This is a genomic window from Aeromonas sobria (assembly GCF_050266975.1).
In the GTDB taxonomy this organism is placed as follows: domain Bacteria; phylum Pseudomonadota; class Gammaproteobacteria; order Enterobacterales; family Aeromonadaceae; genus Aeromonas; species Aeromonas sobria_B.
The window spans coordinates 1-9,367 of record NZ_JBKISU010000057.1; the positions used below are offsets into that span (position 1 = coordinate 1).

A 9,367-nucleotide genomic window follows, 5' to 3' on the forward strand; every position below is an offset into this window, starting at 1 on the left:
GCTCGAACAATTGGTGAAGGCCGAACTGGCCAAGCGGACATGAGGAAACTACCCGTGGAGCTGCGTCCATACAGTCAGCGCATCGGTACCCTCCTGGGGGTGCAGGGCACACCGGCGACGCTTATCGGCAACCAGCTGGTGCCGGGCGCGCTTCCCTATGAGCAGCTCGAACAGCTTGTGAAAACTGAACTGGCGAAACAGGGGTAACCAATGACAGAAACACTCACCCCCAGATCCCGCTGGCGACGCTGGGGCAAGGAGGCGCTCTGGCTGCTGCTGTTTGCCCTGATCATCTCGACTGTGCTGGATCTGTGGCGCAGCCCGGCGCTGCCAGAAGACAGCCCGCTGCCTGTGCTGATCCTGCAAGATGGCACCCAGGCCGACCTGCAGGCCATGAGCCGGGAGCGGCCACTGCTGGTCTACTACTGGGCCAGCTGGTGCGCCGTCTGCCGCTTCACGACCCCGGCGGTGGAGCAGCTCTGGCAAGACGGCGGTAACGTGCTGACGGTGGCGCTGCGCTCCGGCGACGACGCCAGACTGCAACAGGGTATGGCCAGGAAGGAACTGACCTTCCCCACCCACAACGATGAGCGAGGGGCGCTTGCCGCCCGCTGGCAGGTGAGCGTCACCCCCAGCTTCCTCATCATCAAGGAGGGCAAGGTGGTGAGCAGCACCACGGGCTGGAGCAGTCCCTGGGGCTTGCAGCTGCGGCTGCTGTGGGCCCGCTGGCTGGCTTGAGCCCCCTCACCATAAACAGAGCCCGGTATGACGACCGGGCTCTTTTTTATCTGTAGGCTGGCTACCTCCTATTGCGCGGGCGCCATAGCGCCCTGCCCGAGCCGCCCCCTGGCGCTGGCTCGCTCGGCCTCGTCGAGCACGCCGTCGCCATTCTTGTCCAGGCGGGCGAAGAGGGTCTCATGGCGTTCCATGAACTGCGCCTTGGTCAGATCTTGCTTCGGCCTCATGTTGGCCATTCGCCCCGGCATGGCCTTGCCCGATTGCTGCATCGCCTCTTGCATCCTGACCATGGCCGCCTCCCTCTCGATGACCGACAGGGTGCCGTCGCCATTGCTGTCCTGTTCGGTGAAGCGATGCTCGGCTCTTTCCATGAACTGGGCCTGAGTGATATCCCCCTTGATGAACATCAAAGGCTCATCGAGGTACTCGTCGGCGGCGATGGCGACACCGCCCAGCAATATCAGCGGCAGAAGATAACGTTTGAACATGATGGTCTATTCCTTTTGATGGGCCCGGTCTTGCCGAGTCCGGATGAAGATCGCCCTGGCAGGCCCCTTGTCCCATGCTCGCCCGGCGACGTGGCGCCGGGACCAATGAAGTGTCATTCATCGCGGGTACCCTCTGTCAGTCTAGCCCCCATGCCGGATGTCCACGTCTGAGTGCGACAGGCCGCGCCCATCGAACCCGGATCCGGCCCGGCCGTGCCTCGGGCGGCGCATCGCCTCCTATTCATGGCAGCGCCGGACGATTTCCGTTAAAATGACGGGTTTTTTGCCGTGCCTGGTCCTCGCTCCATCATCAGGCGCCGGCACAGTGACTCTGATGATGTGATGCAGGATCTGCCATGAACAACTACTTTCGGGTGCTGGGCGTCAAGTCCAACGCCAGCGAAAACGACATCAAGAAAGCGTATCGACGGCTCTCCAACCAGTACCACCCCGACAAGCTGCTCGGGGCGAGCGAGGAAGAGAGAGAGCAGGCGGCCACCAGGCTGCACCAGATAAAGCAAGCTTATGAAGTGCTCTCCGATCCCAGGAAGAGAGCCGCTTTCATCAAGGATTTCAACAACGTCATCGTGACCGATCCCGCTTCTGCCATGCAGGAGATGTGGGACCAATACTACCCCTGAGGCGCTATGCAAAAGAGATGGGACCAGGCGCGGATCAAAGCGCTGATGAGTGACGCCAGCGAGAACATCGGATCCTACCGGGATCAGGACGACCCCAAGGCGCTCGAGCAGTTCACCGGCAAGATGAAGACACTGCTGCTGGCGGACATGAGCATGCTCGAATTCATGCCCGAATACCTGCCGCTGGCCCTCTATGGCCGGGTGCAGTTCCCGCCCAAGACGAAGGCCGAGTGGAACAAATGGCTCGCCAGCGGCGTACAACCCTCATGGGACGAGTTCAAGGTGTCGGTGGCGTTCAACAATGCCGATCTTCCGCTGGTGAAAGCGGTGCGGGCCCAGAGCGAAGAGACGCTCATCGAGGCTTGCGCCGTCCTGTTCCAGCTGGACAACCCGCTGCCGCGCGGCGGCCGCCGTGCCGATGACGACGTTGATCTGCAGGGCGACGAGGATGAAGACGGGGAGGATGCCGACGCCGACTACAACGGTGATGGTGACGACGACGATCAGGACATGTACGACGAAGTACGTTTCTAATTGGGGCAATGCATGAACAACAGTCTGATAGAAATGACCGCCATCGAGATCAAAGAGCTGGCCGTGGTCGAGCCCAAGCAGGCGAGCGAGAAATTCGAGCTGGCCGCCATGACGATGTCCGACGAACAGCTGGCCGAAGTCATTGAAAATATTGATATCGTCACCCTGACCCAGATCAACGGCCAGCACGACATCTCCTTCCCGTCCATCCTCAGTGAGCTGATGACCCCGGAGCGGATCCGCGACATCGTCTGCCAGCAGCCCCTCTACTGGGAAGAGGCCATCAAGAACAACGCCGACGAACTGCAGCAGCACACCTTCGACTTCCTCAACTACCTGATCCGCACCCAGGAGAGCGAAGCCAAACAGGCCGAGATCCTGGAGTGCATCGCCGAGGATCCCGCCGGCCTCTTCTACCTCTCCATCCCCTTCATCGAGTTCTATCGCGGTGATCGCTTCGAGGAAGACGAGGGTTACCACGATCCCCTCCACGCCGAGGAAGAAGACCTGGAAGAGGCCCTCGCCTACAGCGATCGCCAGCTGAGCGAGAATGCCCACGACTATGCCCTCGACGATCCCCGCAGCCTGCTGATGCTGATCCGTGAACAGGCTCCCGAGGTGGAGAAAGCCATCAAGGCGCTGCTGCGCAGCGAAAACAGCACCTGGGACGGCATCATCAACAAGTTTGCCACCGAGCTGGTGATGCAGGCCAAAGAGAAGAACAAGGTCGAAGAAGACGAATATGGCGACGTCGACGACATGTTCAGCTTTCTGGATTAAGGAGCCCAGCCATGCAGTTAGTCATTCGCGATGCCAACCAGGGCCCCTTCCTCACCCAGGTGCTGCGCTTTGGCGCCGAGCGTGAACTCCTGAGCCCCCAGCAGCTCGCCGCCATCAAGGGCAAGGCGGTGCTGATGAGCCTGAAATTCGCCGACAAGTATTACAACAAGTACAAGATGCACCTGCTCGAGCAAGCCGCCCACGACGTCATCGGCGTGGTGAGCCTGGGGTTGCTGGCGCTCTCCGGGCGCGATCCGGCCAAGGCGCTGGCCCTGCTGCAGGCCCCGGAAGGGCCCATCAAGCCGTTCCAGAAGGGCTGGTCCATGCTGATCGCCGTCAGCCCGAAGCAGACCGGCAACAGCCTCTATGGCGAGGTGGATGCCCGCCTGCTGGACAAGATCTCGAGCCCCCCCGACATCGAGGAGTGGCAAGGGTGGCAGGAGTACGAGAAGGCCCTGGCCGAGCATAACAAGAGCCGCCTGATGGGCCTGCTGGAGAGCCACTTCTTCGCCTGCGAGAGCGATCACCCCACCATGGAGGACAAGCTGGCCGAGGCCCTGCTCTACCGCATCCTCTGCGGTCAGGGCAGCGGCGCCGCCCCCCTCAAGGTGAAGCAGGATCTCAAGCGCCGGCTGCGGGAAACTGTGCTGCAGGAGGCCTGGTATGACACCGACTATCTGGCCACCCAGTTGGCCCTGATGCTCGGCGAGCTGCCCGCCGACATGGCCGAGGCCCTGCGCCAGGAGCTGAGCCCGGGCTTCGTGCCCAACCTGCTGCACACCCTGGGCTTTGTGCGCCAGTACCAGCAGCTGCAACGGGAGAACGCCTCGCCGGAGAAGCTCGACAACATGGAGATGCGCGCAGGCCTCAGGCACCCCCTGCTCGGCTGGCCCCTCTACCACGACTTCTAGGGCGGGTGTGCGCCCTCATGCCGTCCTTACCCAACGCCCGGCTTGCCGGGCGTTGTCATCTGTGCCGCTGGCAGCAGGCAGTCCTTGTCACCCTATGATGCCGGGGCCCGCCTTGCCACGCCGTCCCCGGCATCATCGGGCAATGGTCCACATGGCGCTGCCCATTCCCGTCTCGCGAAAATCGATCACCACCGGATAGTCGCTGCCACAACCCGTCACCGTCCAGCGCTCCTGCCAGTAGCGGCTGCCCGGCTCCCCCTTGGGGAGCTGCAGCACCACGGGCACGAAACGCTCCGGCGCCTCACAGCCCTTGGTGGCCACCCAGCCCGCCACTCCGACCATGGCATCCTGGATCAGCTGCTGGTTGGCCAGGGTGCCTTCCTGCACAGGTTCGTTCGGGCTGGCCTCTGCCTGCCATATCAGGGTACAGAGCAACAAGGGGGCATATGGTTTCATCGTGTCTCCGGAGGTCCATGGAAAAAAGATTCAATCGGGAATCACATCATCACCCGAAACGGCACCAGACAACAGCGGGAATGCTGCCAGCAGACACAGGCACAAAGGCAACAACGGGGCTTTCATGCCGAAGCTACCCCCTAAGCGTCATTGGCTCACCTTTTGTAAGGGATATAATGGCTCCCTCATACCGACCGCAGGGGAACTCCGTGAGCAGAAAACCCGACAGGATCACCGCGATGCAGCAGATCATCGACGCCGTGAAACAAGAATTCCCGCTCTATCAACCGGATACCTTCAAGTGCGGGCCCGACAACACCTGCATCGGTTGCCCCAAGAAGCTGATGGAGCTGGTGGATACGGATCTCTGCTACTGGCAATACCAGATCGACCGCGGCATCGCCCCCAGCTTCGACGAGCTCAACCGCTTCGGCAAGATGTGCAAGAACATCCGCCGGGCCCTGGTGCGCAACGGCCGCATTCCCGCCTGATGCGCTGTGCTTGCATCTGACAAGGTGTGACCGACAGGCCCGAAACGGGCACAAGCGAGGAGGAGAGGAAAATGACCCAGGAGCGGATCCAGACCCGATATCAGCTGGCAGGCCCCTTTGCCACTCAGGCCGAGTTGGAGCAGGCCATCGCCCGGGCAATAGAGCACCACAAGCAGGACTTCTTTCCCCTGCTGGAGCGGCTGGTGGACGAGGGCAATCCCGCGGTCAACCTCAGCCAGGAGCACCCGCCGCAGGTGCTGGCCATCGAGCTTGACCAGAGTGGTGCCCAGGGGCAGACCCGGCTCAGCTACGAGTCCAACTTCTTCGAGTGCTGCCTCATCGTCGACCAATATGAGCAGCACCAGATCAGCCTGGCCTTTCGCCTGGAAGGGGATGAACTTGTCTTCGACCTTGAGCTGCCCATCACCTGGAATTTCAATAATTAATACTTCGGCGGTGCGACTCACCTTGTGTTTTGCGCCCTGCCGGCCCTTGAGTACTGATAAGGACATTGGATGCATATTCACCAGGCAACCTCCGCTGATATCGAAGATCTCACCGTCTTGTTTGATGCCTATCGCCAATTTTATGGGCAGGCTCCATCGCCCATGGCTGCAGCCGCCTTCCTTGCCGAACGTCTTGCCAACCGCGAGTCTGTTATCTTTCTGGCTCGCAGCGAGACGGGCGAGGCGATTGGTTTTATTCAGCTCTACCCCGCCTTCTCATCCGTTGCGATGAAGCGGATGTGGTATCTCAACGATCTGTTTGTCGCAGCCTCGGCCCGCCAGCAAGGCATCGCGAGAGCCTTGCTAAAACGGGTGGCGACCTTTGCCAGGGAGACGGACGCACTGACGGTCAAGCTGGCTACCGCCGCATCCAATCTGCCCGCAAAAGCCCTCTACGAATCACAGGGATATCAAAAAGTTGTCGCCTTTGATCACTACACCCAACGGGTTGAGTCGTGCCGACAGAAGCATCTCCCATCGCTTGCTTATGACGGCGGGCATGTCACAACCATCACGCAGGGAGAAAAATACTGAGGCGCCCACCTTTGGGCAGCATCGGAAGGCAATAGGCAACACAGGGATACAACAAGAAAGGAACCTGCCGGCTCCTTTCTCAATTATCCCCACATAGTAAAAGACGAGACCGTCACCTTTCCTTTGTCCCGTCAAGTGAGATAGTAACGCCACGACCTGCTCGGCTCTGTATAACCGACCCGGATGCAGAAGGGGGCAAGCTCGTGATTGGCCTGCTCCAGGCTGAGGGTCTGGTGGGCATCCTGCTGGCACCACTGCACGAACTCGTCGCTGTTGAAGCTGTAGTGATCCCCGTGAAAGGCCCCGTGGGCCTCGATTAGCCCTATGGCTTTCTCCGTTTCCATGTTTGGCCTCCTGGCACTGTGTTGTTCCCTTCAAGATTAGCGAGCCGAGGCAACTTGCGGGGCCTCATCGGCCATTTCCTTGACCTGCGGCAATAGGCAAAGGGGGATAAAAGGGTTGCCAGCAGGGCAGTGAAAACAAGCTTCGAGAACGTCTGATCCCATTCCGAAAAATCCGCCTACCGCCTTTACAGCCATACGTAGGGTGCAATAAGCGCAGCGCATTGCACCGACAATACAGGGGTAATAAATAGCGGTGCAATTCACGTTGTTCATTGCACCCTACTTGCTGATTACGCTGCGCGAATCAACTGGTGCACAATGGCCGTATTTCCCGCCCGAGGGCCCGAGTCGCTGCCGCCAGCAAGGCCGGAACCATCCCCGTCACAGGCAACACCCGAGAGGAGCAGACCATGACCCAGGAAAGGATACAGACCCGCTACAGGCTGGCAGGCCCCCTTGCCAGCCGCGCCGAGCTGGAGCAGGCCATCGCCCTGGCCATCGAGGGTCACAAGCCAGACTTCTTCCCCCTGCTGGAGCGGCTGGTGGACGTGGGGGACAGCCGGGTCAAGCTCAGCCAGAAAGACCCGTTGCGGGTGCTGGCGGTCGAACTCGATGAGGCTCGCACCGGCGGCAGCGCCCGCCTCAACTACGAATCCAACTTCGCCGAGAGCTGCCGGCTTATCGATGAATACGACCAGCACCAGACCAGCCTGGCCTTTCGCCTCGACGGGGATCAGCTGATATTCGATCTTGAGCTGCCCATCGAGTGGAATTTCGATCACTAAGATGCGGCGGTGCAATTCACCTTGTTGATTCCACACCAGAGCTATTTCCCCTCACCCTCTCCTCATGGGAGGGGGTGCAAAAGGATATCACCAACCACATTGCAACAACCGGTTGGCGCAAGACGTCTGGTGACGCTGTACTAATCAAACCTGCGGCTCTGGGTCGATGAGGAATGAGGCAAGCAACAGTGACGATGCCGGAACTTATACTGGATCAACCCCAAATAGGGGGGCGATAAAAAACCATTAAAATCAACAACTTGAGATTATAATAATAAATGTAAACCAGCATCTGAAATGGCACAATTATTATTGCGATATGACAATTGCCAGTTGAGGATATCTTTATGAGCTCTCGATCCCAGACAAAGAATGCTGTCGATGATGTCATCCCTCTTGGTTATGACTCCCGCCGTTATCCCCGCTTCGTACTGTCCGGCGGGGGCTATGTCACCATGTGTAATTTAGACAACTACTGGTTTGATGCCTTGAGACCGGCCTTGAGAATGAATCTTCGTGATATCAGTATTCGGGGGGCAGGGATCATGGGGAAAGCGCAACTGAAACCAGGAGACAGATTAATCATCCCCACACACCAAGGATACTTGATGCGTGCCAAGGTCGTTCGCTCTTCACCTGACCCCCTATTTCCAACGCTATTCAGAACCGGGCTGGTGTGGGAAAAGTTCCCCCCTGTAAAGATCTTTTTACAGTGGGAGATCTATATCTCTCCCCCTCAGTTACCCCACTTTCAGGAGCAGGCCGCCATGCTGAGCAACTTATCTAACACATTGTTTAAATGACGTATTTCCAATACTGGGACAAAACTGCAAAACTGGGACACCCACCTTTTTGGACAAGTCGTAACCAAATCAACCCAGCCCTTTGTCATGACCCATCAATCAACAGTGGGAGGCAGAAACGGCAAAACACCGCTCTGAGGCCGAGCAAAGGTAGACGCCAGCAACAGGCTAACCGACCCGTAGCAAGCGAAGATGATGGTTGCGAGGGGATCTGAGGGTTATCTATTCACTGGGCTGATAACAGCGCCGCTGGCCACAATGCCGTGCAAACATCTGGCGATGTTGATGATCCCCCACCGCCCTGATACCTCGCCGCCGAAACAGCGTCACCTGTCGCAACCACCGGGTTTCATCCAGACCGAGCCGCGCCAGAATGGGTGCAAGATGAGATGGAATATATCCCCGCTTGTTTAATCTGATAGCTCGCCCCGTCCAATCTACCAACATCAGATAATCGGTAAAGGTATGGGGTAAGCAGACAAGTTTCTCTTCATTGTGAAAATTGTCAAACGGCAGCAGTAGAGGGGATGAGGATTCAGAAGAGGGCTTGTCATCAAGGCGCTGCTTGATACTGGTGTAATCGCTCTGCTCGGGCCGCTCGGCAATCGCCGCCCGGATCGGATTGAGGTCAACGTAAGCCATGCAAGCCAACAGGGCCGATTCGGTGAGCAGGGCCTGGCTCTTGAAACGCCCTTCCCAGAAATGTCCCTTGCAGCCATCTTCCTGATTGGCTTGGCGAGCCAGGCTTTCATTGAGCAGTCGAATCAGCCAGCTGATGGAGTGAAGCCGCTCTCGCCATAGCCCTAGCAACTGTTGCACCACTATCAGCTCCGGTTCAATCAGTGCTTCCCCCTGATACCAGCGCCGTACCAATAGCGGCCACTGAAATAGAGCAGCCCAACGCTCGGCCACCTCCCTTTCACTCCAGTTGGCGGCAGTATCGGGCTCAACCTTGAGCACCAGGTGGTAATGGTTGCTCATCACTGCATAGGCGCAGATGCCGATGGCAAACAGCCTCGACAGCTGGCCCAGCTTGTCGACCACCCACTGGCGCCGATGTTCGTAGCTCTGACCTGAATGGGTGTCTTCACCACACAAGAAAGCCCGCCGCACACAGCGACTGACCACGTGGTAGTAAGGCGTATCCTGCAAACTGATTTGACGTGAACGGGCAATGGTCATGGCGCATCCCTCGACAGTGACGCCTCAAGCCAAGTACAGGGTTACGCGGTAATCCCCCCGAAAACCTGGGGTGCTCATAAGTAGAATTTTCTCGTATCTTGAACGCAGGAGGTTCTACATGAAAACATCACGCTTTAGCGATGCCCAAATCATCGCCATCCTCAAACAGGCCGA

The 9,367-nt window shown here is 58.7% G+C and carries 14 protein-coding genes and 1 pseudogene; 11 read left to right on the top strand and 4 right to left on the bottom strand.

Annotation, left to right across the window (positions count from 1 at the left end):
• Both ACLHZ1_RS20015 and ACLHZ1_RS20020 read left to right on the top strand, forming a co-directional pair.
• Positions 1-207: pseudogene (locus tag ACLHZ1_RS20015) on the top strand (hypothetical protein); the annotation flags it as partial.
• A 3-nt stretch (positions 208-210) separates the two neighbouring features.
• The gene (locus ACLHZ1_RS20020; protein WP_427263458.1) at positions 211-738 is read left to right on the top strand and encodes a protein disulfide oxidoreductase; all 528 of its coding nucleotides are present in this window, start codon (positions 211-213) and stop codon (positions 736-738) included.
• Between the two features lie 68 nt (positions 739-806).
• Here ACLHZ1_RS20020 and ACLHZ1_RS20025 read toward each other — a convergent pair whose 3' ends face one another.
• Positions 807-1,226, bottom strand: coding sequence for an EF-hand domain-containing protein (locus tag ACLHZ1_RS20025; RefSeq protein ID WP_427263459.1), 420 nt, complete (start codon positions 1,224-1,226; stop codon positions 807-809).
• Between the two features lie 356 nt (positions 1,227-1,582).
• Here ACLHZ1_RS20025 and atcJ point away from each other — a divergent pair, with 356 nt between their 5' ends.
• The 4 genes from atcJ to atcC are packed head-to-tail and all read left to right on the top strand — an operon-like array spanning position 1,583 to position 4,092.
• Positions 1,583-1,867 carry a cold adaptation protein ActJcold adaptation protein ActJ gene (gene atcJ, locus ACLHZ1_RS20030; protein WP_427263460.1) on the top strand — a complete coding sequence of 95 codons (285 nt, stop codon included), beginning with the start codon at positions 1,583-1,585 and terminating at the stop codon, positions 1,865-1,867.
• A gap of 6 nt (positions 1,868-1,873) precedes the next feature.
• Positions 1,874-2,401 carry a cold adaptation protein AtcA gene (gene atcA, locus ACLHZ1_RS20035; RefSeq protein WP_427263461.1) on the top strand — a complete coding sequence of 176 codons (528 nt, stop codon included), beginning with the start codon at positions 1,874-1,876 and terminating at the stop codon, positions 2,399-2,401.
• Positions 2,402-2,413: 12 nt separating this feature from the next.
• Entirely contained in the window at positions 2,414-3,181 is a 768-nt protein-coding gene (atcB, locus tag ACLHZ1_RS20040; RefSeq protein ID WP_427263462.1) for a cold adaptation protein AtcB, read from the top strand.
• A gap of 11 nt (positions 3,182-3,192) precedes the next feature.
• Positions 3,193-4,092: a cold adaptation protein AtcC gene (gene atcC, locus ACLHZ1_RS20045; RefSeq protein WP_427263463.1), complete on the top strand. Its 900-nt coding sequence runs from the start codon at positions 3,193-3,195 to the stop codon at positions 4,090-4,092.
• 132 nt (positions 4,093-4,224) lie between these two features.
• On the opposite strand, the gene ACLHZ1_RS20050 is transcribed toward atcC, so the two are convergent.
• Positions 4,225-4,548: a hypothetical protein gene (locus ACLHZ1_RS20050; protein ID WP_427263464.1), complete on the bottom strand. Its 324-nt coding sequence runs from the start codon at positions 4,546-4,548 to the stop codon at positions 4,225-4,227.
• A gap of 239 nt (positions 4,549-4,787) precedes the next feature.
• Between ACLHZ1_RS20050 and ACLHZ1_RS20055 the strand changes: the two genes are divergently transcribed.
• The 3 genes from ACLHZ1_RS20055 (at position 4,788) to ACLHZ1_RS20065 (ending at position 6,079) form a co-directional block, all read left to right on the top strand.
• A complete protein-coding gene (locus ACLHZ1_RS20055; protein WP_427263471.1) occupies positions 4,788-5,039 on the top strand; it encodes a hypothetical protein in 252 nt (83 codons plus the stop codon).
• Between the two features lie 71 nt (positions 5,040-5,110).
• Positions 5,111-5,485 carry a hypothetical protein gene (locus ACLHZ1_RS20060; protein ID WP_427263465.1) on the top strand — a complete coding sequence of 125 codons (375 nt, stop codon included), beginning with the start codon at positions 5,111-5,113 and terminating at the stop codon, positions 5,483-5,485.
• 69 nt (positions 5,486-5,554) lie between these two features.
• Positions 5,555-6,079, top strand: coding sequence for an N-acetyltransferase family protein (locus ACLHZ1_RS20065; protein ID WP_427263466.1), 525 nt, complete (start codon positions 5,555-5,557; stop codon positions 6,077-6,079).
• A 131-nt stretch (positions 6,080-6,210) separates the two neighbouring features.
• Here the strand turns inward: ACLHZ1_RS20065 and ACLHZ1_RS20070 are convergent, their stop codons facing one another.
• Complete coding sequence (locus ACLHZ1_RS20070; RefSeq protein ID WP_427263467.1) at positions 6,211-6,423, bottom strand: hypothetical protein; 213 nt, start codon at positions 6,421-6,423, stop codon at positions 6,211-6,213.
• Between the two features lie 410 nt (positions 6,424-6,833).
• Here ACLHZ1_RS20070 and ACLHZ1_RS20075 point away from each other — a divergent pair, with 410 nt between their 5' ends.
• Together ACLHZ1_RS20075 and ACLHZ1_RS20080 are read left to right on the top strand one after the other, a co-directional pair.
• The gene (locus ACLHZ1_RS20075; RefSeq protein ID WP_427263468.1) at positions 6,834-7,208 is read left to right on the top strand and encodes a hypothetical protein; all 375 of its coding nucleotides are present in this window, start codon (positions 6,834-6,836) and stop codon (positions 7,206-7,208) included.
• 347 nt (positions 7,209-7,555) lie between these two features.
• Positions 7,556-8,011 carry a PilZ domain-containing protein gene (locus ACLHZ1_RS20080; protein ID WP_427263469.1) on the top strand — a complete coding sequence of 152 codons (456 nt, stop codon included), beginning with the start codon at positions 7,556-7,558 and terminating at the stop codon, positions 8,009-8,011.
• 222 nt (positions 8,012-8,233) lie between these two features.
• On the opposite strand, the gene ACLHZ1_RS20085 is transcribed toward ACLHZ1_RS20080, so the two are convergent.
• Positions 8,234-9,193: a transposase gene (locus ACLHZ1_RS20085; protein WP_427263470.1), complete on the bottom strand. Its 960-nt coding sequence runs from the start codon at positions 9,191-9,193 to the stop codon at positions 8,234-8,236.
• Positions 9,194-9,367 lie beyond the last annotated feature (174 nt).

What these genes read in the sequence shown, in the direction of transcription:
- ACLHZ1_RS20070 (WP_427263467.1), bottom strand. Translation starts at nt 6,423, where the DNA reads ATGGAAACGGAGAAAGCCATAGGGCTAATCGAGGCCCACGGGGCCTTT.
- ACLHZ1_RS20065 (WP_427263466.1), top strand. Translation starts at nt 5,555, where the DNA reads ATGCATATTCACCAGGCAACCTCCGCTGATATCGAAGATCTCACCGTC.
- ACLHZ1_RS20025 (WP_427263459.1), bottom strand. Translation starts at nt 1,226, where the DNA reads ATGTTCAAACGTTATCTTCTGCCGCTGATATTGCTGGGCGGTGTCGCC.
- atcJ (WP_427263460.1), top strand. Translation starts at nt 1,583, where the DNA reads ATGAACAACTACTTTCGGGTGCTGGGCGTCAAGTCCAACGCCAGCGAA.
- atcC (WP_427263463.1), top strand. Translation starts at nt 3,193, where the DNA reads ATGCAGTTAGTCATTCGCGATGCCAACCAGGGCCCCTTCCTCACCCAG.
- ACLHZ1_RS20060 (WP_427263465.1), top strand. Translation starts at nt 5,111, where the DNA reads ATGACCCAGGAGCGGATCCAGACCCGATATCAGCTGGCAGGCCCCTTT.
- ACLHZ1_RS20055 (WP_427263471.1), top strand. Translation starts at nt 4,788, where the DNA reads ATGCAGCAGATCATCGACGCCGTGAAACAAGAATTCCCGCTCTATCAA.
- atcA (WP_427263461.1), top strand. Translation starts at nt 1,874, where the DNA reads ATGCAAAAGAGATGGGACCAGGCGCGGATCAAAGCGCTGATGAGTGAC.
- atcB (WP_427263462.1), top strand. Translation starts at nt 2,414, where the DNA reads ATGAACAACAGTCTGATAGAAATGACCGCCATCGAGATCAAAGAGCTG.
- ACLHZ1_RS20050 (WP_427263464.1), bottom strand. Translation starts at nt 4,548, where the DNA reads ATGAAACCATATGCCCCCTTGTTGCTCTGTACCCTGATATGGCAGGCA.
- ACLHZ1_RS20075 (WP_427263468.1), top strand. Translation starts at nt 6,834, where the DNA reads ATGACCCAGGAAAGGATACAGACCCGCTACAGGCTGGCAGGCCCCCTT.
- ACLHZ1_RS20020 (WP_427263458.1), top strand. Translation starts at nt 211, where the DNA reads ATGACAGAAACACTCACCCCCAGATCCCGCTGGCGACGCTGGGGCAAG.
- ACLHZ1_RS20085 (WP_427263470.1), bottom strand. Translation starts at nt 9,193, where the DNA reads ATGACCATTGCCCGTTCACGTCAAATCAGTTTGCAGGATACGCCTTAC.
- ACLHZ1_RS20080 (WP_427263469.1), top strand. Translation starts at nt 7,556, where the DNA reads ATGAGCTCTCGATCCCAGACAAAGAATGCTGTCGATGATGTCATCCCT.